General features: G+C 68.0%; 22 protein-coding genes, 1 tRNA gene and 1 pseudogene. 2 read left to right on the top strand and 22 right to left on the bottom strand.

The annotated features are described in order from the left end of the window. Positions 1 to 71 precede the first annotated feature (71 nt). The 6 genes from ABRZ00_RS07905 to ABRZ00_RS07880 all read right to left on the bottom strand — a co-directional run bounded on the left by ABRZ00_RS07905 (position 72) and on the right by ABRZ00_RS07880 (position 5,227). A complete protein-coding gene (locus ABRZ00_RS07905; RefSeq protein ID WP_343836736.1) occupies positions 72 to 674 on the bottom strand; it encodes a 50S ribosomal protein L25/general stress protein Ctc in 603 nt (200 codons plus the stop codon). Positions 675 to 788: 114 nt separating this feature from the next. Continuing rightward, the gene (locus tag ABRZ00_RS07900; protein WP_343836741.1) at positions 789 to 1,739 is read right to left on the bottom strand and encodes a ribose-phosphate pyrophosphokinase; all 951 of its coding nucleotides are present in this window, start codon (positions 1,737 to 1,739) and stop codon (positions 789 to 791) included. Between the two features lie 102 nt (positions 1,740 to 1,841). Continuing rightward, a tRNA-Gln gene (locus ABRZ00_RS07895) sits at positions 1,842 to 1,918 on the bottom strand. Positions 1,919 to 1,923: 5 nt separating this feature from the next. Beyond that, positions 1,924 to 2,826 (bottom strand): 4-(cytidine 5'-diphospho)-2-C-methyl-D-erythritol kinase, encoded by a 903-nt coding sequence (gene ispE, locus ABRZ00_RS07890; RefSeq protein WP_368647654.1) that lies wholly within the window; start codon positions 2,824 to 2,826, stop codon positions 1,924 to 1,926. Positions 2,827 to 2,837: 11 nt separating this feature from the next. After that, on the bottom strand, positions 2,838 to 3,455 hold the full coding sequence (locus ABRZ00_RS07885; protein ID WP_368643390.1) for an outer membrane lipoprotein LolB: 618 nt from the start codon (positions 3,453 to 3,455) through the stop codon (positions 2,838 to 2,840). Beyond that, positions 3,452 to 5,227 carry a tetratricopeptide repeat protein gene (locus ABRZ00_RS07880; protein ID WP_368646719.1) on the bottom strand — a complete coding sequence of 592 codons (1,776 nt, stop codon included), beginning with the start codon at positions 5,225 to 5,227 and terminating at the stop codon, positions 3,452 to 3,454. Before ABRZ00_RS07880 ends, ABRZ00_RS07885 begins: the two co-directional genes overlap by 4 nt. 85 nt (positions 5,228 to 5,312) lie before the next feature. Between ABRZ00_RS07880 and mutM the strand changes: the two genes are divergently transcribed. Continuing rightward, a complete protein-coding gene (mutM, locus tag ABRZ00_RS07875; protein ID WP_343836751.1) occupies positions 5,313 to 6,140 on the top strand; it encodes a bifunctional DNA-formamidopyrimidine glycosylase/DNA-(apurinic or apyrimidinic site) lyase in 828 nt (275 codons plus the stop codon). Between the two features lie 22 nt (positions 6,141 to 6,162). Here mutM and ABRZ00_RS07870 read toward each other — a convergent pair whose 3' ends face one another. Together ABRZ00_RS07870 and ABRZ00_RS07865 are read right to left on the bottom strand one after the other, a co-directional pair. Then, complete coding sequence (locus tag ABRZ00_RS07870) at positions 6,163 to 6,513, bottom strand: RidA family protein (RefSeq protein ID WP_343836753.1); 351 nt, start codon at positions 6,511 to 6,513, stop codon at positions 6,163 to 6,165. Between the two features lie 73 nt (positions 6,514 to 6,586). Continuing rightward, complete coding sequence (locus ABRZ00_RS07865) at positions 6,587 to 8,002, bottom strand: FAD-binding oxidoreductase (RefSeq protein WP_368647653.1); 1,416 nt, start codon at positions 8,000 to 8,002, stop codon at positions 6,587 to 6,589. A gap of 92 nt (positions 8,003 to 8,094) precedes the next feature. Between ABRZ00_RS07865 and ABRZ00_RS07860 the strand changes: the two genes are divergently transcribed. Next, complete coding sequence (locus ABRZ00_RS07860) at positions 8,095 to 9,480, top strand: phosphomannomutase/phosphoglucomutase (protein WP_368647652.1); 1,386 nt, start codon at positions 8,095 to 8,097, stop codon at positions 9,478 to 9,480. A 9-nt stretch (positions 9,481 to 9,489) separates the two neighbouring features. Here ABRZ00_RS07860 and ABRZ00_RS07855 read toward each other — a convergent pair whose 3' ends face one another. The 14 genes and pseudogenes from ABRZ00_RS07855 to ABRZ00_RS07790 form a co-directional block, all read right to left on the bottom strand. Beyond that, positions 9,490 to 10,644 carry a glycosyltransferase family 4 protein gene (locus ABRZ00_RS07855; RefSeq protein ID WP_368647896.1) on the bottom strand — a complete coding sequence of 385 codons (1,155 nt, stop codon included), beginning with the start codon at positions 10,642 to 10,644 and terminating at the stop codon, positions 9,490 to 9,492. 177 nt (positions 10,645 to 10,821) lie between these two features. Continuing rightward, positions 10,822 to 11,802: pseudogene (locus ABRZ00_RS07850) on the bottom strand (glycosyltransferase); the annotation flags it as partial. An 84-nt stretch (positions 11,803 to 11,886) separates the two neighbouring features. Beyond that, positions 11,887 to 13,032 (bottom strand): glycosyltransferase, encoded by a 1,146-nt coding sequence (locus ABRZ00_RS07845; protein WP_368647651.1) that lies wholly within the window; start codon positions 13,030 to 13,032, stop codon positions 11,887 to 11,889. After that, the gene (locus ABRZ00_RS07840; protein ID WP_368647895.1) at positions 13,033 to 14,130 is read right to left on the bottom strand and encodes a glycosyltransferase family 4 protein; all 1,098 of its coding nucleotides are present in this window, start codon (positions 14,128 to 14,130) and stop codon (positions 13,033 to 13,035) included. 29 nt (positions 14,131 to 14,159) lie between these two features. Further along, positions 14,160 to 15,500, bottom strand: a complete 1,341-nt coding sequence (gene murJ, locus ABRZ00_RS07835; protein WP_368647894.1) for a murein biosynthesis integral membrane protein MurJ — start codon at positions 15,498 to 15,500, stop codon at positions 14,160 to 14,162. 42 nt (positions 15,501 to 15,542) lie between these two features. Beyond that, positions 15,543 to 16,568: an SDR family oxidoreductase gene (locus ABRZ00_RS07830; RefSeq protein WP_368639621.1), complete on the bottom strand. Its 1,026-nt coding sequence runs from the start codon at positions 16,566 to 16,568 to the stop codon at positions 15,543 to 15,545. A 9-nt stretch (positions 16,569 to 16,577) separates the two neighbouring features. Next, positions 16,578 to 17,852 carry a Vi polysaccharide biosynthesis UDP-N-acetylglucosamine C-6 dehydrogenase TviB gene (gene tviB, locus ABRZ00_RS07825; protein WP_368642409.1) on the bottom strand — a complete coding sequence of 425 codons (1,275 nt, stop codon included), beginning with the start codon at positions 17,850 to 17,852 and terminating at the stop codon, positions 16,578 to 16,580. A gap of 43 nt (positions 17,853 to 17,895) precedes the next feature. Further along, complete coding sequence (locus tag ABRZ00_RS07820) at positions 17,896 to 18,978, bottom strand: glycosyltransferase (protein ID WP_343836931.1); 1,083 nt, start codon at positions 18,976 to 18,978, stop codon at positions 17,896 to 17,898. Between the two features lie 420 nt (positions 18,979 to 19,398). After that, on the bottom strand, positions 19,399 to 20,112 hold the full coding sequence (gene coq7, locus ABRZ00_RS07815) for a 2-polyprenyl-3-methyl-6-methoxy-1,4-benzoquinone monooxygenase (protein ID WP_368647650.1): 714 nt from the start codon (positions 20,110 to 20,112) through the stop codon (positions 19,399 to 19,401). 12 nt (positions 20,113 to 20,124) lie between these two features. Then, positions 20,125 to 20,733: a hypothetical protein gene (locus ABRZ00_RS07810; RefSeq protein ID WP_343836770.1), complete on the bottom strand. Its 609-nt coding sequence runs from the start codon at positions 20,731 to 20,733 to the stop codon at positions 20,125 to 20,127. Positions 20,734 to 20,745: 12 nt separating this feature from the next. Further along, complete coding sequence (locus ABRZ00_RS07805) at positions 20,746 to 21,402, bottom strand: SCO family protein (protein ID WP_343836772.1); 657 nt, start codon at positions 21,400 to 21,402, stop codon at positions 20,746 to 20,748. Between the two features lie 18 nt (positions 21,403 to 21,420). Further along, positions 21,421 to 22,002: a cytochrome c gene (locus ABRZ00_RS07800; protein ID WP_343836775.1), complete on the bottom strand. Its 582-nt coding sequence runs from the start codon at positions 22,000 to 22,002 to the stop codon at positions 21,421 to 21,423. After that, positions 21,999 to 22,628 (bottom strand): cbb3-type cytochrome c oxidase subunit II, encoded by a 630-nt coding sequence (locus ABRZ00_RS07795; protein WP_343836778.1) that lies wholly within the window; start codon positions 22,626 to 22,628, stop codon positions 21,999 to 22,001. The genes ABRZ00_RS07800 and ABRZ00_RS07795 overlap by 4 nt, the downstream gene beginning before the upstream one ends. Positions 22,629 to 22,630: 2 nt before the next feature. Further along, the gene (locus ABRZ00_RS07790; RefSeq protein ID WP_368642414.1) at positions 22,631 to 24,304 is read right to left on the bottom strand and encodes a cbb3-type cytochrome c oxidase subunit I; all 1,674 of its coding nucleotides are present in this window, start codon (positions 24,302 to 24,304) and stop codon (positions 22,631 to 22,633) included. Positions 24,305 to 24,318: the final 14 nt, after the last annotated feature.

Raw genomic sequence — 24,318 nt, 5'->3', positions numbered from 1 at the left:
CCATCATACGACAAAACCCCCGCCGGCCTTGCGGCCGGGCGGGGGTTTTGTAGGGTCTTGCAGCGCGGCGCTTATTCGGCGGCCGGCTCGGCGTCATCCGCCGAACCCGAGCCCTTGGCCGCATTCGCCTGGGCCAGCAGCGGGTTGGTGTCCTCGCCGTGGGGCACGTACTTCACGCCCATCGGCAGGGTGATGTCCGACAGGTGCAGGCGGGAGTTGCCCACCAGGCCGCCCAGGTCGACTTCGATGAACTTCGGCAGGTTGGCCGGCAGGCAGGTGATGTCGAGTTCGGTGGGACCGTGGGTGACGATCTGGCCGGCCAGCTTGACGGCCGGGCTGATGTCGGCGTTCAGGTAGTGGACCGGAACCTTGGTGGTGACGGCCTGGGAGGCATCCACGCGCTGGAAGTCGACGTGCAGGACCTGGGGCTTGTAGGGGTGCCATTGGGCGGCACGCACCAGGACCGGCTCGGTCTTGCCGTCCAGGACCATGTCCAGGATCGAGGCGTGGAACTCTTCCTTGTTGAGAGCGTGGTAGATCTCGTTGTGGTCGAGCTCGATATTGGCCGGCGCGGACTTGCCGCCGTACACAATGGCGGGAACCCGGCCGGCGCGGCGCAGGCGGCGGCTCGCACTCGAACCCTGAACGCTACGCGAAGTGGCGGTGAATTTCATGGAAAACTCCAAAATCCAGGCCCCGAAAGGCCTATGACAACAATGCAGCCGAAGCTGCGAAACGCCCCGCGCCGCGACCAGCGCGGGGCCACAAATCGTAGATCGCGCCCGCCTTCAGTCGGCGAACAGCGAGCTGACCGATTCCGCCGTCGAAATGCGCAGGATGGTTTCCCCCAACAGGGAGGCGCAGGACAGTTGGCGGATCTTGGCGCACTCGCGCGCGGCCTCGTTCAGCGGAATGGTGTCGGTGACGACGAGCTCGTCCAGGGCGGACTCCTGGATGCGCTTGATGGCCTCGCCCGACAGCACCGGGTGCGTGCAATAGGCGTACACGGAGCCGGCGCCCCGGTCCTTCAGGGCCTGGGCAGCCTTGCACAGCGTGCCGGCGGTGTCGACCATGTCGTCCATGATCAGGCAGGTGCGGCCGTTGACGTCGCCGATGATGTTCATGACCTCGGACACATTGGCGCGCGGCCGGCGCTTGTCGATGATGGCCAGGTCGGATTCGAGCTGCTTGGCCAGGGCCCGGGCGCGCACCACGCCGCCGATGTCGGGGGACACGACCACCAGGTTCTGGAAATTGCGGCTCCAGATGTCGCCCAGCAGGATCGGCCCGGCGTAGATGTTGTCCACGGGGATATCGAAGAACCCCTGGATCTGGTCGGCATGCAGGTCCATGGTCAGGACCCGGTCCACGCCCACGACCTGCAGCATGTTGGCGACGACCTTGGCCGAGATCGACACGCGGGCCGAACGCGGGCGGCGATCCTGGCGGGCGTAGCCGAAATACGGGATGGCGGCGGTGATGTTGCGCGCGGAGGCGCGGCGCAAGGCATCGACCATCACCATGATTTCCATCAGGTTGTCGTTGGTCGGCGCACAGGTGGGCTGCAGCACGAACACGTCCTTGCCGCGGACGTTCTCATTGATCTCGACCATGACCTCGCCGTCCGAGAAGCGACCGACGGTCATCTTGCCCAGCGACATGTCCAGGTGATTCACGACATCGACGGCCAGACGAGGATTGGCCGTACCGGTGAAAATCATGAATCTGTCTTGTGGCATGGTGTCGAACCAATGTGTCAAATGACAAGGCTGTTGACCGCCTTTCCGCAGGGGGCGGATCGGTTCAACAGCCTGGAAGCATGCGCTCTGGCGCGGAAAGGATGGCTGGGGAAGAAGGATTCGAACCTTCGCATGCCGGAATCAAAATCCGGTGCCTTAACCAGCTTGGCGATTCCCCAATAATTCAATCTGCGGTCCAGCCCAGGAGCGGGTGATCGCCCAGGCCCCGGCAGATCCAGGACCCTTCGATCGCCGCAATGGGCGGGTTTTCCATTTTACTGATTATTCGGTCTCGGTGCACACCGGCCTGGGCGACGCCGGAGAACTCGGAGAACAGGCATGAACCGGAACCCGTCATGCGTACTTCGATCCCCGTATCCCGCATCGCCCGCGCAAGCGCTGCGATACCCGGATGCTGCCGAAAGACCACGGCCTCCAGATCGTTGCGCCCGAACAATGCCCCGGCGCGCTGCCCTGTTTGCCAATCAGTAAAGACCGCAATTTTTACCGATTCGGAATTTCTTGTCAAATCAGGATCGCGAAAGACGTCCGCCGTGGTGACAGGCACGGGCGGGCGGACAATCCAGTAGGCCCGTTCGGGCAGGCCCACGGCTGTCAGGTCTTCGCCCACGCCCTGCGCAAAAGCCGCGCGGCCGAAGACGAAGACCGGCACGTCCGCCCCCAGGGGCAAGGCCAGACGCATCAGTTCGGCGCGGTTCAGGCCCGCGCCCCACAGACGGTTCAGGGCGATCAGGGTCGTCGCCGCATCGCTGGATCCGCCGCCCAGCCCCCCGCCCGCCGGAATGCGCTTGCGATAGCGGATGCGCGCGCCCTGCCGCACGCCGGCAGCCTGCTGCAAGGCGCGGGCGGCGCGCAGCACCAGGTCTTGATCGGCCGGCAGCCCCGCCAGGCCCTCGCCCTCGCGCGAGAGCGCGCCGTCCGGCGTGGACTCGAAATCGAGGGTATCGCACAGATCGACGAAGCGAAAAACCGTCTGCAGCAGGTGGTAGCCGTCTGCGCGGCGTCCCACCACATGCAGAAACAGATTGAGCTTGGCCGGAGCCGGCACGTCATACAGGGCCGCCATGCGCGCCGCCGCTAGGGTTTGTCCGCGATCAGTTGCAGGCGCCACAGGCCCTGCTCGTCCTGGCGCGACAGGCGCACGCGCCCGGGGCCCTGGCCGTCGTAGTCCGACAGGCGCACTTCCCAGCCATCCTGGCGCAGCGACGTCAGGCGATCCTGCGCGTCGTGCCGCGCATCGACGACGAGCCCGGGAGCCGCCTCGCCGCGCATCCAGTACCGCAGCCCGGACACCGGCATGGGATGCCCCCAGACCAGGGCGAGGAGTTCGTCCGGCGTCGGCGCCGACTCGCGGCTGCCGTCGGCGCGCTCGAGCATGGCGCGGCCGGATTCGACCTGGATCCGCGCCAGGATGCCGCCCAGCGGCGAGACCAGGTCCAGGCGCAAGAGGCGGCCGTCGTCGCGCCAGGAAAATCCGCCCTGGGCCGCATAAGGCGCCGCGCCGGCCGGTTGCAGATTGACGGCAAAGCGGCCCTGCCGCTCGAAGGCGGGGCCCGGGCCATCGATGCGCTGGGGGGTGGCGCAGGCGGCCAGCAGGCCGGCCAGGGCCAGCGCGGGCCAGATGCGCCGCAGGCGCCCGAGCCGCGCGAAAGCGCCGCATGCGGCGCGCAGCCGCTGGTCGAGGACGCTGATCATGGCAGTTCGACCCCCAGGCGCTCCAGCGTCTCTTTCAGGGCGGCGCTATCGGGATCGGTCCGGCGCCCCTCGGCCCAGATGCGCCGGGCCTCGTCGTGGCGGCCCAGCGCCCACAGGGTTTCGCCCAGGTGCGCGGCGACGTCGGCGGCGGGCAACTGATCGTAGGAGCGGCGCAGGTATTCCAGCGCGCCCTGGTAATCGTGGATGCGGAACAGGTACCAGCCCACGCTGTCCAGGATATAGGCGCTGTCGGGATCGAGGTCGAGCGCCCGTTCGAGCAGATCGCGCGCTTCCTCCAGGTTGCGGTTCTGCTCGACGAAGGTATAGCCCAGCGAGTTGTAGGCGTTGGCGTTGTCCGGGTCGAGTTCGATCACGCGCCGCATCAGGGTCTCGAACTCCGCCGTCTTGCCCTGCTGATGCAGCAGCATGCCCAGGTCGTACTTGATTTCCGGCGTGTCGGGCATTTCCAGGTCGGCGGCCTTGAGCAGCTCGACCGCCTGGTCGGTGCGCCCCGCGTCCCGGTAGATCGAGGCCAGCGTCAGGCGCACGACGGCCCGCTCGCGGCGATCGGACGGTTTGATGGCATCCAGCACGGCCCGCGCCTGATTCAGGTCGCCCAGCTTGCCGTACAACACGGCCTCGTGCGTGCGCGCCTGAAAGAGCAGCGAAGGCTCGTCGATCTTGCGCAGTTGGCGGATGGCTTCGCGCAGGTCGTCCTGGCGCTCGGCGATCTGCACCAGCAGCAGCCGCGCATCGGAGACATCGGCCTGGGCATTGGTGGCATCGTCGTGGATGGCCTGGCGCCGCTGCTGCTGGATGGTGATGTACTGGCCCAGCAGCGCCTTGGCGGCATCGTAGCGGCCGGCCCGGGCATTGACCTCGGCCTCGGTGTAGAGCAGGTCGAAGTCTTCCGGAGCGCGGCGGCGCATCTGGTCGAGCAGGTCCAGGGCTTCGTCGAACGAACCCCGTCCCGTCAGGCGGCTGACCAGCAGCAATTGCAGGCCACGCCGTTCGGGATGGCGGTCCAGGTAGGCGTAGGTGTCCTTGATGGCTTGCGAGGGCTCGACCCTCAGCCCGTATTCAAGCACCCGCTGGGCGGCGTCCTGGGAATCCGGATCCAGGGCCTGGGCGCGGCGGGCCTCGTCGACGGCGCGCACCGGCTCGCCCGCCGCCCAGGCGGCATCGGCCAGGGCCAGCCGGGCCAGGGCCGAGGTTCCGGCCACGCCGGCCAGGGCCTTGTCCAGGACATCCAGGGCCAGGCGCTTGTCGGTCATCTTGGAGACGATCCCGGCCGCCTGCACGATCGCCTGATCCGGGTCGTCGGCGGAAGCAATGCGGCGCGACAGCGTCTGGGCCAGGCCTTCGGTCTGGCCGCTGGAAGCCGACAGCGCCAGGGAGGCGGCCACCGCCTCGGGATTGGACGGATCGAGCACGGCCCACTCGCGGGCCGAACGCAACGCCAGCGCCAGATTGCGGCCGGTCATGGACATCTGGAAAGCGCGGCGCGCCAGCCGGGGATCCAGCGTATCGCGCGCCAGGGACAGCAGTTCCTGCGCCGCATCGTCGAACTGGCCGCGCTGGGCGGACAGTTCGGCCACCAGCAGGCGATACAGCAGCTCGGGGGTGAGATTGACGGCGGGCGGCTCGCCGCTACGCAAATGAATGGTTTCGACCGGATCGGCCGGCACGGCTGCGGGAGGCGCAGCCCACGCCGTCTCGTGTGCCGCGGCCAGCGCCAGCACCACGGGAATCACGGAAGCGGGAAATCTCATTTGCGGTAACCATGGCCGGAACGCAGGAAGAAACCGCGTCTGGTGGCAAAATTGCATCAACGAAAGTGGATGTTATCACCCTGCCATGCCGGAACTGCCAGAAGTCGAAACAACCCGTCGTGGAATTGCCACGATCATGCCCGGGCGCATCCTGCGCCGCCTGATCGTGCACGAAGCCCGCCTGCGATGGCCCATCCCCGCCGAGCTGCCCGACCGGGTCGGCGGAGCCGAGGTCCTGGCCTGCGGGCGCCGGGGCAAATACCTGCTGATCCGCTTTGCGCAAGGCACGCAGATCGTGCACTTGGGCATGTCGGGTTCCCTGCGGCGGGTGCCGATGGACGAGCCGCTGCGCAAGCACGACCATGTGGAGTGGCTGTTCGACGAGGCGCGCTTCCTGCTGCACGATCCGCGCCGCTTCGGCGCCGTTCTGTGGCACCCGGCCGAGGCGGGGCCCCTCGAGGCCCACCCGCTGCTGGCCGGACTGGGCATCGAACCCTTCGATCCGGCCTTCACGCCCGGGCATCTGCACGCGGGGCTGCGGGGGCGCCGCCAGTCCATCAAGCAATTGTTGCTGGGCGGACGGATCGTCGTGGGCGTGGGCAACATCTATGCATCCGAATCGCTGTTCCTGGCCGGCATCGACCCGCGCCTGCCGGGCGAGCGCCTGTCGCGCCCGCGCAGCGCCAGGCTGCACGCGGCGATCCTGCAAACCTTGGGCCAGGCGCTGGAATCGGGCGGCAGCACGCTGCGCGACTACGTCAACGCCCAAGGCGCGCCGGGGGCGTATTTCACGCTGCACGCCGCCGTCTATGAACGCGCGGGCCAGCCCTGCCCGCGTTGCGCCGCGCCCATCCGGCGCATCGTCCAGGGCCAGCGCGCCACCTATTTTTGTCCGGGCTGCCAAAAACGCTAGGCGTGCGCCGGGCGAACCCGGATCACGCGTTGAGGGCGGCCACGATGATCACCTCGAACTTCAGCCCCGGGGAAGCCAGACGGGCTTCTCCCGTGGCGCGGGCCGGCGGGTTCGCCGGATCGATCCAGGCCTCCCAGACCGGATTCATGGCGGCGAAATCGGCCATGTCGGCCAACCAGATCGTGGCTTGCAGAATGCGGGATTTGTGGCTGCCCACCTGGGCCAGCAGACGATCAACCTCGGCCAGCGCCGTGCGCGCCTGGGCCTGGACATCGTCGCCCTCGTGGCCCACCTGGCCCGCCAGGTAGACGGTATTGCCGTGGACGACGGCGTTGCTCATGCGGGGGCCGGGTTCGATGCGCTGAATGCTCATGGTTTGCTTCCAATAGAGGGGATGAACGGCGCCATCATAGCCCGGAACGCCGCCCTTCCCCGGCCGACCCGCCCTATCCCGCCAGCACCTTGCCTGGGTTCATGATGCCCTGGGGATCCAGGGCGGCCTTGATGCGGTGCATCAGCGCCATTTCCACCGGATCCTTGTAGCGCGGCAGCACGTCGCGCTTGAGCTGGCCCACGCCATGCTCCGCGCTGATCGACCCGCCCACCGCATGGACGCGATCATGCACCAGCTCATAGACCGCGTCCTGCCGGGCCAACAACTGTCCCTCGGCCCAATCCGCCCCGCGCGCGACGTTGTAGTGCAGATTACCGTCGCCCAGATGGCCGAAGATCACGTGCCGGATCCCGGGGAAGGCGGCCTGCAGCGCGGCATTGGTGCCCAGGACAAACTCGGCCATGCGCGACACCGGGATCGAGACGTCGTGCTTGATGCTCTTGCCGGATTCCTTTTCGGCCAGGGGGATGCTTTCGCGCAGGTGCCAGAGCGCGTGGCTTTGCGCCATGGATTCGGCGATCACCGCATCCAGGACGATGCCGGCCTCGATCGCCTCGCCCACCACGACCTCGAAGCGCTCGCGGGCATGCGCCTCGGATTCACTGTCCGACAGTTCGAGCAGCGCGTACCAGGGCATATCGGCCGATGGCCCCTCGAAAGGCAGGCGCTGCTGCGGAAAGCAGCGCACCACGTCCTGCAGGCAATCGCCCGCCATCAGCTCGAAGCCGGTCAGGGAAGCGCCCAGGCCCGCGCGGGCGCGGCCCAGCATGGCGATGGCGGACTCGATCGAGTCCAGGGCCAGCAGCGCCGTGCAGCGCGCCACCGGCAGCGGATGCAGTTTCAGGGTCGCCGCCGTAATGATGCCCAGCGTTCCTTCGCTGCCGATGTACAGATCGCGCAGGTCGTAGCCCGTGTTGTCCTTGCGCAGGCCGCGCAGGCCGTGCCAAAGGTCGCCCTGGGCGGTGACGACCTCCAGCCCCAGGGCCAGTTCGCGCATATTGCCGTAGCGCAGGACCTGGGTGCCGCCCGCATTGGTGGCCAGGTTGCCGCCGATGGTGCAACTGCCTTCGGCCGCCAGGCTGAGCGGGAACAGCCGGCCCGCCTCGCGCGCGGCCTGCTGCACCGACTGCAAAATGCAGCCGGCCTCGACTTCCATGGTGTCGTTGTCGGTATCGATGCTGCGGATCCGGTTCAGGCGCTGCAGCGACAGGATCACCGCGCGGCCGGAATCATCGGGCGTCGCCCCGCCGCACAACCCGGTGTTGCCCCCCTGCGGGATGACCGGCAAGCCGGCCCGCGCGCACAGGCGCACGACCGCCGCGACCTCGTCGGCCGTGCCCGGCCGCACGACGGCCAGCGCCCGGCCGCGATAGCGCTCGCGCCAGTCCGTTTCCCAGGGCAGCGCATCCGCGCCGGTCAGTACCTGCGCGGCGCCGACCGTCGCGCGCAAAGCATCCAGATGATCCATGTCTTCCGTCATTCCGCAGTCAAGCGATGAAAAGAACCTTCTATTCTAATCGGCGATAATGGCGAGAACCGTTTTCCCGCTGGAATGCCCCGATGAACCCTCCATTGCCCGCCGCCGTCTTCAAGGCCTACGATATCCGCGGCACCGTACCCGGACAAATCAACGACTCCTTCGCCCACCGCCTGGGCCTGGCCCTGGCCGCCCTGGCCCGGCGCGAAGGCGTGCGCAGTCTGGCGATCGGCTACGACGGGCGCCTGAGCAGCCGGGGGCTGGCCCACGCCGTCAAGACCGGCCTGCACGCCGGCGGAATCAACACGGTAGACCTGGGCCTGGCGCATACGCCGCTGGTGTACTACGCCGCTCATCGCGATGGCAGCGGTTCGGGCGTCGCGATCACCGGCAGCCACAACCCGCCCGACTACAACGGTTTCAAGATGATGATGGCCGGCCGCACGCTCCATGGCGAAGATATCCAGGCCCTGCGCCGGGCCATGGAAGACATCGAGGCGCCCGCAGGCACGAGGCCCGGCCTGAGCATCGCCACCGAACTGATCGATCCCTATATCCGCGAGATCGCCGGCCACGTCCGCCTGGCGCGTCCCATGCGCATCGCCATCGACTGCGGCAACGGCGTGGGCGGGGTGGCCGCCGCGCGCCTGTTCCGCGCACTGGGCTGCACAGTCGATGAGCTGTATTGCGATGTCGATGGCCTGTTCCCCAACCATCATCCCGATCCGGCGGATCCCGCCAATCTGCGGGATCTGATCGCGCACCTGCGGCAAACCGACTGCGAACTGGGGCTGGCCTTCGACGGCGACGCCGACCGCCTGGGCGTGGTCACCCGCTCCGGCCAGATCGTCTGGCCGGACCGCCAGATGATCCTGTTCGCCCGCGACATCCTGCAGCGCCAGCCGGGCGCCGCGGTGATTTTCGACGTCAAGTGCAGCCGCCACCTGGGCCGAGCCGTCAAGGACGCCGGCGGCACGCCGCTGATGTCCCAGACGGGGCATTCGCTGATCAAGGCCCGCCTGGCCGAGACCGGCGCGCCCCTGGCCGGCGAAATGAGCGGCCACATCTTCTTCAAGGAGCGCTGGTACGGCTTCGACGACGGCCTCTACGCCGGCGCGCGCCTGCTGGAAATCCTGTCGCGCAGCGACGATCCGAGCCAGGTGCTGGAATCCCTGCCCCAGGGCATCTCCACCCCCGAACTGAAACTGCCCATGGCCGAAGGCGAACCGCACGCCTTCATCGGCCGGCTGCAGGCCGAAGGCCGTTTCCCCGCCGCCACGGACCTCATCACGATCGACGGGGTCCGCGCCGAGTACCCGGACGGCTTCGGCCTGGCGCGGGCATCGAACACCACGCCCGTGGTGGTGCTGCGCTTCGAGGGCGACACGCCCGAGGCCCTGGCGCGCATCCAGGATGAATTCCGCGCCGCCATCGCCGTCCTGCTGCCGGGCCGGGCGCTGCCGTTCTGAACAGCCCGGCTACCGCCCGAGCAATTCCCGGTACACGGCCAGATGCGCCTGGACGATCCCGTCCAGGCCGAAATCGCGCTCCGCCAAGGCGCGGCCGGCCGCACCCATGCCCTCCCGCAGCGCGGCGTCGGCCGCCAGGCGGCCGATGGCGTCGGCCAGCGCCCGCCCGTCGCGGGCCGGCACCAGCAAGCCGCTGACGTCCGGCTCGATCGCATCCCGGCACCCCGGCACGTCCGTGGTCACGACTGGCCGGCCGCATGCGGCCGCCTCGATCAGGGATTTGGGCAGGCCTTCGCGATAGGAAGGCAGCGTCACGATATGCGCCTGCGCATAGAAGCCGGCCACGTCGTCGCATTCGCCTACGTATTCCACCACCCCGTCCGCCTGCCAGGCCTGTAATTCCTCCGGCTGGACCGAGGCGGGATTTTCCAGGTCGAGGCTGCCGGCCAGGCGCCAGCGCACGCCGTCGCCCCGGGCGGCCGACAAGCGGGCCGCCTCGATGAACTCACCCACGCCCTTGTCGCGCAGCAGACGCGCGGCCAGGGCGACCGTCACCGGTTCCGGCGGCCAGGGCGCGGGCGCATAGCGGTCCAGGTCGACGCCTGAACCGCGCAACAGCACCGCCTGGCCGGGGCGCACCGCGCCGGCCTGCGCCAGCACGTCGCGGTCGGCGGTGTTCTGGAAGATCACCCGGCTGTTCGGATGCCCCAGGGCCAGGCGATACAGAATCAGCGCCAGGCGCCGCAGCAGGCCGCGCAGCCCGGCGCCCGGGATGAAGACGTAGCCCAGGCCGGAAATCGCTGCGACGTAGGCGGGCACCCCGGCCAGGCGGGCGGCGATGCCGCCGTAGAGCACGGACTTGAGCGTGACGGTGTGCACCAGATCGGGCCGCACGCGGCGGAACAGGCGCCAGATCGCCCAGAGGCTGCGGGCTTCCGTCCACGGCCGCATGCTGGTGCGCGACAGGGGCAGGGCGTGGTGCGTGAAGCCCAGCGCCTCAAGCTGCGCCACGGCCGGGCCGCCCATGGATGCGACGTGCACCTCATAGCCCGCATCCCGTGCGGCCAGCGCGACCGGCAGCCGGTGCGACACCAGGAATGCCGGATTGGTGATGAAAAACAGCAGCCGGGGCGCGGCGGCGACCGAGGCGGCGGCGGGCGGCACCGCGGCAGCCGCCGCAGGCCGCGCCCCGGGCGGCGGAAAATCGGCGGCCAGACGGCGCCAAACGGTTTCGTAACGATCCGTCATGGCGCGCAAGCTGTAGCGCTGCTCGACGGAAACCCGCGCCATCTCGCGGCGGGCCGGCCATTCGGGCGCGCGCACGGCCGCCACCGCCTGGGCGATGGCGCCCGCCAGGGCCGAGGCATCGCCCGGCGGCGCGACCCAGCCGTGCTCGCCCACGATCTCCGCCGCATCGCCCACGTCGGTCACGACGCAGGCCGCACCGGAGGCCATCGCTTCGGAAACCACATTGGGAAAGCCTTCGGCCTTGCTCGACAGCACGTGAATGTCGAGCGCCCGCATCAATGCCGGCACATCGTCGCGGCGCCCCAGGAAAATCAGGTGGTCCAGCAGGCCGTAATGCCGCGCCAGAGCGATCAGTTCGGCATTGTCGCGCGACATGCCCAGGCCGATCAGCACGCAGCGCAGATCCGGATGGTCGCGCGTGCAAAGGGCCAGGGCCGCCAGCAGGTTCCGATGGTCCTTCAGCGGATTCCAGCGCGCCACGCTGCCCAGCAGCGGCGCGCCTTCGGGCACGCCCCAGCGGGCGCGCAGTTCGACGGCCTGCGCGGCATCCGGATGCCAGACGGCCAGGTCATAGCCGTTGGGGACGACCAGCACCCGATCGGCGCGGTATCCCCAGGCACGGTGCACATCGGCCGCCTTGCGGGCACAGGCGACGATGACCCCCGGCACCCAGCCCGACACCCAGGCGCAGGCCCAGGCCGCGATGCGGGAGGACCGGCTGCTCTCGCCCAGGCTGACGCCCGAATTGCGCACGCCCCAGGCGATGGCGCGAATGCCGGCCAGGCGCGCCACGAGCCCGGCGATCAGGTCGGCGTGATACATCCAGGTCTGCACCACGTCGGGGCGGCGGGCGCGCAGCAGGCGAAACAGGCGCCATAATCCCCGGGCGCCGCCGGCCCAGCCCTGCATGTCCAGACAGACCACCTCCACGCCCGCCTCGCGCAGCCGCGCACCCATGACGCCCTCGCCGCGCATGGACACCACGGTGTGCAGGATCGTGCCGCCAGGCGCCGTGGCCAGGCGAAACAGCACGGTCTCGGCGCCGCCGTGCTGCAGCCCCGAAATGACGTGCATGACCCGCAATGGCGCGCGATCCGCCGCAGGCTGGAGAGGAGCGGACTGATCCGCTGCGTATTCGTTCATGGCGTTTCCTCGACCTCAGGGCATCGGCCGGGGCGCATCGTCCCCGCCCTCGACGCCGTTCATTCCGTCCTCAGTCTTCCAGGCATCATCCCAGCCCCGCAGGACGGCGTCCAGCCCGTAACGCGCCCGCACCGACTCGGCCGCGGCCCGCCCCCGGGCCTCGCGCTGCGCCGCAGTGGCGCGCATCACCCGCAACAAGGCTTCGCTCAGCGCCGCCTCGTCGTCCAGAGGCACCAGTTCGGCCAGGCGCCCGCCCAGCGTCAGCTCCGACGGGCCCGAAGGGCAGTCCGTCGCCACGCAAGGCAGCCCCAGGGCCATGGCTTCGAGCAACGCATTCGGAAACCCCTCGACGCGGGAATTCAACACGAAGGCATGGGCGTGGGCCAAGTCCTCCCAGGGCGTCTGGCTGAAGCCGGGGAGCCGGATACGGGCCTCCAGCCCCAATTCCCGGACGCGCCGCAGGCAGCGCTCCCGCTGAGCGCCATCGCCCCAGATGCACAGGTCCCAGTCCGGGCAGTGCGGCGCCAGCGCGGCGAAACACTCGATCAGGCGATCGAACTGCTTGACGGGGTTGAAGCGCCCCAGCGCGGCCAGCGTGTAGCGGGGGCCCGCCGGCTCGCGGGCCCGGCAGCCGGGCAGCCTATCGGGCAGCGGATTGGGGATCACCGCCACGCGGCGCACGCCCGGCGCCACCTGGCGCAGATGGCGCGCGCCGCGCAGGGTCTGCACGGCGACCCGATGCGCCCAGGGGTAGGTCCAGCGCCGCAGCCGGCGCAGGCTGGGCTCCAGGTTGACGCTGTAGGCCGGGTCGGTGCGCTCGCCGACGACCAGCGGCAGGCCCAGGCCCCGCAGGGCCAGCAACGCCGTCACATTGACGTTGGTCAGAAAGGACAGCACCCGGTCGGGCCGGCACTCCCGCGCCAGACGCCGCAAAGCGGCAAGCTTGGCCACGGGGCGCAACCAGGCCGGCCCCTGGATCCGGTCGGCGAGCCACAGCAGGCGCACGCCCGGGTCCAGGGCCTGGTCGCAGCGCCCGCGGCCGGAATAGCAGCACACCAGGATGACCTCGTCGCCGCGCCGCGACCAGGCATTGGCCAGCGTGGCGGCCACTCGTTCGGCGCCGCCCCCGTGCATGGAACTGACCAGGAAGAGGATTCTCATCTAAACGCTCCGGCCGTGGAACACCTGCTCCCATAAGGCCATGATGCGCATGGTGCCGAAGCGGTCGCGCGCATCCGCGGCCCGGTCGGCCAGCCGCGCCCGCAGGTCGGCATCGGCCATCAGCATCGTCAGCCCGGCCGCAAGGGCATCCGGGTCGTCTGCCGGCCGGACCAGCACGCCGTCCAGGCCCTCGCGGATGATTTCCCGGGGGCCGGTATCGCAATCGGTGGCCACGCACGGCAGGCCGCAGGCCATGGCTTCGATGAGGGTATTGGACAAGCCCTCGGCCCGGGAGCTGAGCACGTACAGGTCCGAGGCGCCGTACCAGGCCGCCATATTGCCGACGCGCCCCGGCAGGCTGACACGCTCGGCCAGGCCCAGTTCGTCGCGCAGGGCTTCGAGCGCGCCGCGCTGCGCGCCCTCGCCCAGGATGGTCAGATCCCAATCGGGAAACAGCGGCGCCAATTGCGAGAAGGCATGCAGCAGGCCGTCGAAGCCCTTGACCGGATGCAGGCGCCCCACGGCCAGCAATCGCCGGCGGCCCGGCACGCGCGGCGGCTCCAGCACCGGTTCGCCGTCCGCCAGCGGCCAGCGCACGGCGTTGGGAATGACCTGGGCGCGCACGCCGGGCAGGTGTTCATCCAGCCATTGGGCCGTTCCCCGGGTGAGCGCGACGACCGCGTCGGCGCGCGGGTAGGTCCAGCGCCGCAAACGCTGCCAGAACATCGGCAGCGACTGGCCGGGGGGGTGGGTGTGTTCGGTTGCGATCACGCGAGCACGCCCGCGGGCGGCCAGCACCGCCAGCACCGAACCCCGGGTCATCATGCCCAGCACGATGGCGGGCCGGTGACGGCGCACCAGCCGGCGCAATGCCTGGACCCGCCTCAGATTGCCCCACAGGGCGCCCAGCGGGCCGGTGCTGTCGCCGGCCAGCCCCAGGGCGCTGCGCCGCACGCCATCGGGCAGCGGATAGGCATCCTGGCTGTCATCGGTCTGGGTCACGATCATCACCCGGCAGCCGCGCGCCTGCCAGCCGGCGGCCAGATCCACGGCCACGCGCTCGGCGCCGCCGCCCCGCAGCGAATGGATGACGATCATCAGATCGACCCTGTCTGCGCTCACTCGATTCACTCCTTCAGCGGCCGTGCGCGCCAAGCCAGGCCCAGGTAGCAGGTGTAGGACAGCGCGTACATCAGGGCGGTCGCCAGCATGATGCCCGCTGTACCCATGACGGGCGCCAGCACGGTGTTCATCCAGGCCTTGAGGCCGAAATTCAGGACGGCGATGGCGGCCATCCAGCCGTAGCGGTTCTGGCTGGCCAGCAGTTGAACCAGAATCAGCACGCCGAAATAGAACGGCAACTGGAGCAGGCCCCAGCGCAGTACGTGCGCCACGGCCAGGGTATCCTGGGCCGTGAAGGCGCCGCGCTCGAACAGCAGCGATACCAGCCACGGCGCCAGCCACCAGCCGGCCAGCACCACGGCGGCGCCAATCCCCAGCAAGGCGAAGGACCATTTCAACGCCATGGCGCGGGCATGGGCCGCATCGCCGCGCCCCTGGATGTCGGCCAGCACAGGCAAGGCGGCGCGCCCGACCGAGGCCGCACCCAGCCCGATCATCAGCGACAGCAGCCGCGCCGCATAGCCCAGGGTCGCGTTGGCGTTGCCCCCTAGCCGGGCGGCCGTGTACTGATCGAGCGGGCCGACGAAGCTCATGGCCAGTTGCCCGAGCAGCATGATCCCCGCGGCGGCGGCCAGGCTGGACCACTGCGGCGCGCGCCGGCTCAGGCGCGGCCGGACCGGTACGCGATCGGCGCGCCGTGCCAGAAGATCCTGCCAAACGGCCTGGACGGCATAGCCCAGCAGCGTGCCCCAGAGCAAAGGCAGGATGCCCGCGCCGGCCGGCGCCGCCAGCACGCAGACCAGGATCGACAGGGCCGGCAGGCTGTCGAGCAAGGTATTGATGTGGCGCTCGTGGGCCCGCAGCCGCGCCGCGCCCAGCCCTGTCCAGATCGTGAAGAAGGCGGCGGGCGCAAAACCCAGGATCAACAGCAGACTCATGTCGCGCACGGCGGGCGACAAACCCTCCCCCGCCACGTCCAGAACCATGGGCCAGGCCAACCCCAGCAGGACGGCCGCCCCGATGCCCAGTACCCAGGCCCAGGCCTGCAGTTCGCCCAGGAATCGGCCGTGCAGGGCGGATCCGCCCTGGCGGCTGCGCACCAGCGCGGGAATCAGCACCACGGAACAGGCGCCGACCAGCGTCACCGGCAGCCAGTTGGCGAGAGTCAGGGTGAACTGATAGGCATCCACGACATCGCTGACGCCATAGCGGTACGCGACCGCCATTTCCTTGAGCGCCCCCACCGCCTTGCCCATCAGCAGAAAGAATGCGACGCGCGCCGCCCCCAGGGCGATGCGGCGGTGGTCGGTGTGCAGGCCCGCCAGCCTGCGCCTGAGCGGCCCGATCACGCCAGCCTCACAAACGACGGTCCGGTTCGCACGTCCCGATCAGCTCAGGAACTGGACGTACCAGGGCATGGCGACCTCCAGGCCCCGCAGGATGTCGAATTGCGGGTCATAGCCCAGCAGGCCGCGCGCCTTGGCGATGTCGGCCTGGGAATGGCGCACGTCGCCCGCGCGGAAATCAGCATGGCGCGGCGCGCGCGCATAAGCCACGCCGTTGCGGCCCAGGATGTCGCGCAGGTGCCCGAACAGCTCGTTGAGCGAGGTACGGGCGTTGAAGGCGACGTTGTAGACCTGATTGGCGCCGTCATCGCCCGCCAGGGACGCCAGCACATTGGCCTGGACGACGTTGTCGATATAGCAGAAATCGCGGCTGGTCTCGCCATCGCCGTTGATCACGACCTCTTCGCCGCGAATCATGGACGACACCCACTTCGGGATCACGGCCGCATAGGCGCCGTCGGGATCCTGGCGCCGGCCAAAGACGTTGAAATAGCGCAGGCCGACGCTCTTGAAGCCGTAGGCGCGGGCGAAGACGTCGGCATACAGCTCGTTGACGTACTTGGTGACCGCATAGGGCGAGAGCGGCTTGCCGATCAGATCCTCGACCTTGGGCAGGCCGGGGTGGTCGCCATAGGTGGAACTGGAAGCCGCGTAGACGAAAGATTCGACCTGGGCGTCGCGCGCCGCCACCAGCATGTTGAGCTGGCCGCCGACGTTGACCGCGTTGGTGGTGATCGGGTCGTTGAGCGAACGCGGCACCGAGCCCAGCGCCGCCTGGTGCAGCACGTGGCGCACGCCCTTGACCGCCTGGGCGCAGGTATCCAGGTCGCGGATGTCGCCTTCAATGAAGCGAAAGCGCGCCCAGCGCCCGGCGCCGACGCGGGATTCGACCTCGTCCAGGTTGCGCTGATAGCCCGTCGAGAAATTATCCAGGCCCACGACCACCTGATCCAGGTCCAGCAAGGCTTCCAGAAGATTGGAACCGATGAAGCCGGCGCAGCCCGTCACCAGCCAGGTGCGAGGTTGCGCCCGCAGTTCGGCCAGGACGGATTCATAGCGTGAAGTCATGCTCGGGCCTCAGAGACGCAGATCGGACTCGCTGGCGGCGAGCACGTATTTCAGGTCGTACAGCACATGCTCGGGCTTGCCCAGGGCGCGCAGCGCGGCGGCTCCCATGGCGGCGAACTGCTCATGCGCCACGGCCAGGATGATGCCGTCGTAGGCGCCTTCGGCCGGCTTGGACACCAGCGTCAGGCCGTACTCGTGCTGCGCCTCGGCCGCGTCCACCCAGGGGTCGTAGACGTCCACATCGATGCTGTATTCACCCAGCTCGCGCACGATGTCCACCACGCGGGTGTTGCGCAGGTCGGGGCAGTTTTCCTTGAAGGCCAGGCCCATCACCAGCACGCGCGAACCCTGCACCTGGATGCAGCGCTTGGTCATGGCCTTGACCAGTTGGGAGACCACGTAGCCCCCCATGGAATCGTTCAAGCGGCGGCCGGCCAGGATGATTTCCGGGTGGTAGCCGATGGATTGCGCCTTGTGGGTCAGGTAGTACGGATCGACACCGATGCAATGGCCGCCGACCAGCCCCGGCCGGAAAGGCAGGAAGTTCCATTTGGTGCCGGCGGCCTGCAGCACGTCCAGCGTATCGATGCCCAGGCGGTTGAAGATCAGGGCCAGCTCGTTGATCAAGGCGATGTTCACGTCGCGCTGGGTGTTCTCGATCACCTTGGCGGCCTCTGCGACCTTGATCGAGGGAGCCTTGTGCGTGCCCGCCGTGATGATCTGGCGATACAGCGCATCGACCAGCTCGGCGACTTCGGGCGTGGAGCCCGAGGTGACTTTACGGATGGTGGCGACGCGGTGCTGCTTGTCGCCCGGATTGATGCGCTCGGGGCTGTAGCCCGCGTAGAAGTCAACGTTGAACTTCAGGCCCGAAATGCGCTCGAGCACCGGAACGCAGACCTCTTCCGTGGCGCCGGGATAGACCGTGGATTCATAGATGACGATGTCGCCGCGCTTGAGGACGCGGCCGATGGTCTCGCTGGCGCGCTCCAGGGGCGTCAGGTCCGGCTGCTTGTACTCGTCGATGGGCGTGGGGACGGTGACGATGAACACATTGGCGCTGGCCAGCTCGGCGGGATCGGCGGAAAAGCGCAGATGCACGGCCTCGGCAAGCTCGGGGCCGTCGACCTCGAGCGTATGGTCACGCCCGGCGCGCAATTCCTCGATGCGCCGGGTGTTGATGTCGAAGCCCAGCACATCGCGGTGCTTGCCGAATTCGACCGCCAGCGGCAGGCCCACATATCCCAGACCGACGACGGCCAGACGGACGTCCTGAATGTTCATTGATTTCTCCCCGGCATCGATGCCGATTTGACTGGATTGAATTTTAATCGCGCCGCACGCCGCGGCCCAAGGACGGCAGCAGCAGCCAGCGTGGCCTGCGCCAGGTCGCCAGGCGGATGTACAGCCAGATATAGACGGCGGCGAAGGCCCCCATGCTGAGACACAGTATCCAGGCGTTGTCCCACCAGAGGGTCGCGGGCACCAGCCCGATCAAGGCCAGCGCCCACAGGTAGGGCGAAGTCATGGCGTTGCACAGCGCCGGCAGCGCGTGGCGGCGGTCGCGGCTGAAGGTCACGCGCACCAGGCGGCGGAACACCAACTGGTGCAAGTGCAGCGCGTCGGGCTGGTCCACGGGGACGCCGCGCTTGAATTTGCGGCGCCAGATGGAGAACAGCGTCTCGAAGACCGGATAGAACAGGACGGCCAGCGCGTAGAAAGGCGAGACGCCGGGATTGCGCACCACCAATTGCACGGCCAGCTCGGCCAGCATGAAACCGACGAAATAGGCCCCGCCGTCGCCCAGGAAAACCCGGCCGAAAGGGAAATTCCAGACCAGGAACCCCAGGGTCGCGGACGCCAGGGCCGTGGCGATGAGAAAGATGGGCATGTCCTGGACCTGCCAGGCGACCAGGGCGAGCGACACCGCCATCAGGGTGGCGATCATGCCCGCCAGCCCGTTCATGCCGTCGATGATGTTGAGGGCATGGGTGCAGCCGCCGACCGCCACCATGGTGAACAGCAGCGAGATGATCGGCCAGGCCGACAACAGCGAATCGGCCCACGACAGGCCCACGCGCGATACGCCGCCCAGCAGCCACCAGGCGATGGCGGCCGATATGAAGGCGGCCAGCAGGCGTTTGCCCGAGCCGATGTCCTTGGTGATGTCCTCGAGCAGCCCGGCGACGAAGACCGGCATGGCGGAGACGAACAACGCGGGCCACAACCAGGTCAGGGTCATGTTGCTGGGGCCCAGCACCAGCAGGCCGGCCAGACTGCCGGCCACCACGGCCAGCCCGCCGACCCGGGGCGCCGCATGGGCGTGCATGGCCTGGGGCTTGTGCATGTCCGTATCGCCCGTCAGGCGGCCGTGCCAGCGTTCAGAGACGACAATGAGGCCGCCGACCATGAAGGCCACGATGCCGATGATCGGCCAGCCGAACGTTGCGGACAAGTTGGAGGCGTTCAATTAAACCCCGTCAGAGCAAAACAAGATTATCGGTCAAATTTGTAACTTGCGGCGCGAGGCAATGGATACAGGTGCAACAAAAGAACTTCCGGGAAAAAAGACAAAAAAAAGCCCAAGATCCGAAGATCCTGGGCTAAATCCACCAAAGGAGGAGGGTGGAGGAGACAACCTGGGCATGTCGGGCTTCAAGGAACCTGGATTCCGAGCCGCCGTGATTAGGGGTTTTCCCGCTGCAATCACGTTTCGACATCCGATAAGCAAATTATATAGAAAAATCTTGCTGCGATGCAAGATCAATTTGTTGTCAATAGACAATACCGCGCAGTTCGTTGTTTTTTTGTCACCAACAAGGGTAAGCACCTAGACACGATACGCGGTCACGGTCATGACCTTGGACATCAGCCGCATCGCGCCCCGGACCGGAGCGGGCAAGGGAACCGCGCCATGGTCTTCGGCGGTGGTGCGGTGGCCGATCTCATCGTCGCGCATCTGCGTCACGACCCGCCGCGAACGCCGGTCCTGCTGCGGCAACTCATTCAGGTGGCCGTCCAGATGCTCTTCGACCTGGCGCTCGGTCTCGGCCATGAAGCCCAGGTTGTACGGAATCCCGGCACGGCTGGCCGCCAGCCCCAGGCCGAAGGAGCCGGCATACCACAAGGGATTGAGCAGGCTCGGGCGGTCATGCAGTTCGTCCAGACGCTGCCGGCACCAGGCCAGGTGATCGACTTCTTCTTCGGCCGCCCGCAGCAGCACCCGGCGGATGCCCTCGTCCCGGCACAGCAGCGCCTGGCCCCGGTACAGCGCCTGGGCGCAGATCTCGCCCACATGATTGACCCGCATCAGACCGGCGGCATGGCGGGATTCCGCCTCGGACAGCACCGGATCATCGGCGGCCGCCGGCCCGGCGGGATTGGCCCGTTCGTGCGCAACCGAGCCATCCAGGATGCGCAGGGCGCGGCCGGCCTCGATCAGGACCGCATCCAGCCAGCCGGTCCGGCGCCGCCAGCCCGAAGCCGGCCGCCGCCCGCCGGTATCCGCCGCCGTCCCGCCCGCTCGATAGGCCACCTGTTCCATGAAAGATCCTCGTCAACGATTCAGAAAGCGCCAGATCGGCTTGAGCTCGACCAGCAGCCAGCAGGACGGCAGAACGATGGCCAGGGCGATCAGGCCCCGGCCCGACCAATCCTGGTCGTCCTGGAGATAGGCATTGCACAGGCGGATGGGCTGATCCAGGTAGATCATGCCGACGATCGCGCTCATCCAGCAGAAATTGCCCAGGAAAAAGAGCTTGATGACCACGTTGGAACGCCGCAACGACGCGCGCAGGAGCCATCCGCAAAACGGCAGACCCAGGTACTTGAATGCCGCCACGCGCCAATCCGTCAGGGCGTCGTCCAAGGCCTTGGGAATCATCCAGCCCGCCCCCACCAGACTGACCAGCAGCAGGCCGGGAATGCCATATTCATTATAGGACCAGGCCGCAGACGGGCGGGCGCTCCCGGCCGCAAGGCGGCGGGCATGCCAGGCCTGCTCGGCGCACAGCCCCGCCAGCACCAGCAAGGGAATCTGCACCAGCATGTGCAGGCTCATCAGCGCCGTCAACCGGGCGTGCAGGCCCACGGCAACGCCCAGGCAGGCCAGCGCGGCGATCCCCCAGGCCATCGACCCGGCCGGTTTGCGCTCGGAAGTACTCATGACGCCCCCTCGCTACGAGCCGCTCATCTCGCGGCCCGCCGGGGCCGCCCCGCGCCCGGCCCCACCCAGCGCCTCGGCGGCGGCAAGCGCCAGGCCGGGCTCGTCCAGATCCACGATGCGCGCCAGACGGCCGTCGGGGGTGACGATGTGAAAGGCGGCATTGTGTTCGAATTCGCCCAGCGGCGCGGGCACGACCGTGATGCCGAACAGCGCCAGCGCGGCGTCGCGCTGCGCGGGCTGGACGAAAGTCATGAATTGCCAGATGCCGGGATCGGCGCCCATGCGCACGGCGTAGCGGTCCAGGTCCGCTGCGCGGTCGCGGACATCGAAGCTGATGCTCACCAACCGGATCCGGTCTTGCAGGCCGCGCGCCTCGATCGCCTGCTGCAGGCGTTCCGTCACGGAGCCCTGGGCCAGGCACAGCGACAGGCAGCGCGTATAGAAGAAATTGACGATGGCGACGCGGCCGTCGCGGCGCAGATCCTGGCCCAGGTCCAGGATCCGGCCGTCTTTCGCCAGCACCTCGGCGGCGGGGATCGCCCGGGGGGCCCGGGCCACGTCCTGGCGGCGGGCTTCCTCCGCCGTCAGGACGGTGAAGCCGCCGGTCAGGCCGTACAGCGCTCCGAGCCCGGCCGCGAAAGCCAGCACCAACGCGAAAACCCAGCGCACGCCGAAGCCGCTCCGCGCTTACTTGTCCAGCAAAAGACCCAGATCCTCGTCGCCCTTCCAGGGACTTTTCTGGTCCTGGGTGGCCTCGCGGACCTGAGCCACCGTCTTGGCGTCGGTGGCCGAGGCGGTATTGCCGAAGCTGGACCGCACATAGGTGACGAGAGCGGCGATCTCCTCATCGGAGAACCGGGCGAAATTCGGCATTTCGCCGTTGTACTGGACGCCTTCGACCGTCAGCGGACCGTGGATGCCGTGCAGCAGGATGCGGATCATGACGCCCGGATCGCTCGCGTCCACCCACTCGGACTTGGAGAGCGGCGGGAACACGCCCGGCACGCCCGCCCCGCTGGCCTGGTGACAGGCCACGCAGTTGGCCGTATAGAGCTGCCCGCCATCGGCCGTCGCCGGCACGGCAAAATCGGCCGCGACACGGTCGTCGCCCACGGACGCGGGCATCGGGTTGAAGCTGGTATACAGGTGGAACACCGCCCACAGCAGCAGCAGGCCGATGACCGTCAAGACGACCTTGGGAACCGGCCGGCTGCCTTCCTGGGGCTCGGGCTGCTCGCGGCGCTGCTGGTTGAATCGGGAATCGTTCATTGCTTGGCTCCTTCAGCATCGGCTTGCTGAGGCAGCTCTGGCAGCAGCACGCCCGGCTTGACCGGATAGGTGTGGTCCAGGCCGATCAGATATTCCACCAGGTCCAGCGCTTCAGGCGTGGCCACGACGACCTTGCCGACCGGCGCAAAGCTGGGCGGCAGATTGACGACCTTGTCGCCCGGCTCGGCTTTGTCCTTGAGCTTGAACATGAAGGGAAAGCTCGGCATGTTGCTGCCCGGCACATAGGCGCGCGGGTTGTACAGGTGGCCTAGATTCCAGTCCACGCTCGGCTGGCGCGCGCCGATGTTGAACAGGTCGGGCCCGGTGCGCATCGTGCCCAGCAAGTGCGGGGTGTCGTAGTAGTAGTCGCCCGCGACCGGCGCGCGGCCCCAGCCGCGCTGGAAGTCCGGCGCCTGGGATTGGCTGCGGGGCTGCTGCGAATGGCAATAGACGCAACCCATTTCAATATAGACCTGACGGCCGCGCAATTGCTGCTCGGTATAGGGCTTCAGGCCTTCGGAAGGCGGCACGTCGGACAACTGCATGTGGGGCAGCACGACCAGGGTCGCGGTGGCCAGGGCGAGGGTCACCATCGCCCCGCTGAGGAGTTTGTATTCGCTTTCCATGATCAGGCACCTGCAAACGCCTGGGACTCAGGCAAGGACTTACGTTTGTGCAAGAGGGCGGGACCCACGCGGCTCGTGCCGTAGCGCAGGGCCATCTGCACGAAGTGGACGGCGAACACCAGATGGCCCAGGGTCATCAGGGTGCCGCCCAGCGTGCGCGCCTCGAGATAAGGCATCGTGACGAGGACGGAGTCCATGAAGGGCTTGGTCGCGTCCAGCATGGCCAGGCCTTGCAGCCAGCCGCCGATGGACAGGCCGACGAAATAGACGCCGATGCCCAGGGTCACCAGCCAGAAGTGCAGGATGATGAGCTTGGGATGCGGCCATTCCCAGGCCATGACGCGCGGCATCACGAAGTAGATGGCGCCGAACATCACGATGGAGAAGAAGGCGTACAGGCCCAGGTGCGCATGCGCCACGGTGAAGTGCGTGAAGTGCGCCACCGTGCTGACGCTGCGCAGGGCCTCGAAGGAGCCCTGGAACGAGCTGAGGGTATACATCATGGCGCCCAGCACGATGAAACGCAGCGTGGGCGAGTAATACATGGTCTTGAAGTGGCCGCGCATCGTCAGGTGCTGGTTCACCGAGAACGCCAGCACGGGGATGATCATCATCATGGACTGCACGATCGACAACGTGATCAGCCAGTGCGGCACCGGACCGCCCACCAGGTGGTGGCCGCCGACTTGGCCGTAGAAGAAGGCCAGCGCCCAGAAGCCGATCAGCGACAGGTTGTAGGACTGGATCGGGCGGCCGATGATCTTGGGCAGAAAGTAATATACCGAGGCCAGGGCGATGGGGGTGTAGTACAGGCCCAGCACATTGTGGCCGAACCACCAGTTCATGGTGGCCTGCTCCACGCCGAAGTGCACGGCGGGCATCTTGCCCACCAGGTACAGGACCGGGAACCAGAACAGCGCCGCCCCCATGTACCAGATCGACACATAGAGATGGCCGACCTTGCGGTTGCGCAAGGTGAACACCAGCGGCAGCGCGATCAGGGCGCCGCCCAGGACCAGCAGGATGCTGATCTGCCAGGGGATTTCCAGCCACTCCAGGCCGTCGTTGATGCCCACGGCGATGCTGCCCAGGCCGGCGATCAGGCCGGCATTCCAGAGCATGCAGCCCAGCAGCGCGAAGCGGCCGCCGTACAGGCGCGTCTTCAAGAGGCGCGGCAGCATCCAGATGGCCACGCCGAAGGCCGCCATCGGGCACCAGCCGTAGGCCACCATGTTCAGGTGCAGCGTGCGCGTGCGGCCGAAAGTCAGCCAGGCGTATTCCGTCAGGAATTCGGGGTTGTGCAGCTTGATCGAGCTGATCAGGCCAAAGGCCGACGCGAACACCAGCCAGACAATGGCACAGCACAGGAACGTGAAGGTGACATAGGCGGTGGACTGATCGGCTTCCAGGCGATCGGCAAGCTCGTTTTTCAGCGTGTCGGCCAGGGATGCGTCCACGACGGCCTTGCCGCCGTCCGTCACCACCTTTTGCAGGCCCGCCCGCTGTTCCGGCGTCGCGGAGGGATCCTCGATGTGGCCAATTTCGCCGGTCGAGAAGATCACCCCGGCGGCCTCGGGATTTTCGTCGAACATGTTCCGCCTGAGCGACCAGATGAAAACACCCAGTCCGGTGACGGATAATATGAAGGTCAGGAGTAATACGGTGACGGTATCCACGGCGCTTCCGATGA

Origin of the sequence: Castellaniella ginsengisoli (genome assembly GCF_040955415.1) — a bacterium.
Lineage (GTDB): Bacteria > Pseudomonadota > Gammaproteobacteria > Burkholderiales > Burkholderiaceae_B > Castellaniella > Castellaniella ginsengisoli.
Note: the sequence above shows the minus strand (reverse complement) of the source record. Positions and strands in the feature narration are given on the sequence as shown.

Coding starts and splice junctions, on each gene's coding strand:
- ABRZ00_RS07905 (WP_343836736.1), bottom strand. CDS start 674: ATGAAATTCACCGCCACTTCGCGTAGCGTTCAGGGTTCGAGTGCGAGC.
- ABRZ00_RS07900 (WP_343836741.1), bottom strand. CDS start 1,739: ATGCCACAAGACAGATTCATGATTTTCACCGGTACGGCCAATCCTCGT.
- ispE (WP_368647654.1), bottom strand. CDS start 2,826: ATGGCGGCCCTGTATGACGTGCCGGCTCCGGCCAAGCTCAATCTGTTT.
- ABRZ00_RS07885 (WP_368643390.1), bottom strand. CDS start 3,455: ATGATCAGCGTCCTCGACCAGCGGCTGCGCGCCGCATGCGGCGCTTTC.
- ABRZ00_RS07880 (WP_368646719.1), bottom strand. CDS start 5,227: ATGAGATTTCCCGCTTCCGTGATTCCCGTGGTGCTGGCGCTGGCCGCG.
- mutM (WP_343836751.1), top strand. CDS start 5,313: ATGCCGGAACTGCCAGAAGTCGAAACAACCCGTCGTGGAATTGCCACG.
- ABRZ00_RS07870 (WP_343836753.1), bottom strand. CDS start 6,513: ATGAGCATTCAGCGCATCGAACCCGGCCCCCGCATGAGCAACGCCGTC.
- ABRZ00_RS07865 (WP_368647653.1), bottom strand. CDS start 8,002: ATGGATCATCTGGATGCTTTGCGCGCGACGGTCGGCGCCGCGCAGGTA.
- ABRZ00_RS07860 (WP_368647652.1), top strand. CDS start 8,095: ATGAACCCTCCATTGCCCGCCGCCGTCTTCAAGGCCTACGATATCCGC.
- ABRZ00_RS07845 (WP_368647651.1), bottom strand. CDS start 13,032: ATGAGAATCCTCTTCCTGGTCAGTTCCATGCACGGGGGCGGCGCCGAA.
- ABRZ00_RS07840 (WP_368647895.1), bottom strand. CDS start 14,130: ATGATCGTCATCCATTCGCTGCGGGGCGGCGGCGCCGAGCGCGTGGCC.
- ABRZ00_RS07830 (WP_368639621.1), bottom strand. CDS start 16,568: ATGACTTCACGCTATGAATCCGTCCTGGCCGAACTGCGGGCGCAACCT.
- tviB (WP_368642409.1), bottom strand. CDS start 17,852: ATGAACATTCAGGACGTCCGTCTGGCCGTCGTCGGTCTGGGATATGTG.
- ABRZ00_RS07820 (WP_343836931.1), bottom strand. CDS start 18,978: ATGGTCGGCGGCCTCATTGTCGTCTCTGAACGCTGGCACGGCCGCCTG.
- coq7 (WP_368647650.1), bottom strand. CDS start 20,112: ATGGAACAGGTGGCCTATCGAGCGGGCGGGACGGCGGCGGATACCGGC.
- ABRZ00_RS07810 (WP_343836770.1), bottom strand. CDS start 20,733: ATGAGTACTTCCGAGCGCAAACCGGCCGGGTCGATGGCCTGGGGGATC.
- ABRZ00_RS07800 (WP_343836775.1), bottom strand. CDS start 22,002: ATGAACGATTCCCGATTCAACCAGCAGCGCCGCGAGCAGCCCGAGCCC.
- ABRZ00_RS07795 (WP_343836778.1), bottom strand. CDS start 22,628: ATGGAAAGCGAATACAAACTCCTCAGCGGGGCGATGGTGACCCTCGCC.